Raw genomic sequence first — 535 nt, forward strand, 5'->3', positions numbered from 1 at the left:
CAGCGGTAAATCGTGGAGTGATCGACATTCACTCCGCGTTCAGCCAGCATCTCCTGCAGCTCACGGTAACTGATGCCGTATTTGCAGTACCAGCGTACGGCCCACAGAATGATGTCACGCTGAAAATTCCGGCCTTTGAATGGGTTCATGTGCAGCTCCATCAGCAAAAGGGGATGATAAGTTTATCACCACCGACTATTTGCAACAGTGCCACCCGGCCTACAGAAACGTAGGCCCGTGCAAGCGCAGCGCCGCCGGGCATTAAGGGCTACAGGGAGGAATTATGCCGGTTCCGGCAGTCTGAAGCTGGCGATGCTCTGGGTCAGGTGTTTCGCCTGCTCTTCCAGCGAGGCGGCCGCGGCCGCGGACTCCTGCACCAGGGCGGCGTTTTGCTGGGTGACGCCGTCCAGGCACTGTTGCAAAGTTAGCGATGAGGCAGCCTTTTGTCTTATTCAAAGGCCTTACATTTCAAAAACTCTGCTTACCAGGCGCATTTCGCCCAGGGGATCACCATAATAAAATGCTGAGGCCTGGC

General features: G+C 55.9%; 1 protein-coding gene and 1 pseudogene. Both read right to left on the minus strand.

All coding sequences use genetic code 11. The features are described from left to right. Nucleotides 1–149, minus strand: a pseudogene (locus tag G6041_RS14085) (IS6 family transposase); the annotation flags it as partial. Nucleotides 150–281: 132 nt separating this feature from the next. After that, nucleotides 282–422 (minus strand): hypothetical protein, encoded by a 141-nt coding sequence (locus G6041_RS14090; RefSeq protein ID WP_166491663.1) that lies wholly within the window; start codon nt 420–422, stop codon nt 282–284. Between the last annotated feature and the right edge of the window lie 113 nt (nt 423–535).

Origin of the sequence: Cronobacter sp. HA18003 (assembly GCF_011605905.1) — a bacterium.
GTDB classification, from domain to species: Bacteria; Pseudomonadota; Gammaproteobacteria; order Enterobacterales; family Enterobacteriaceae; genus Cronobacter; species Cronobacter sakazakii.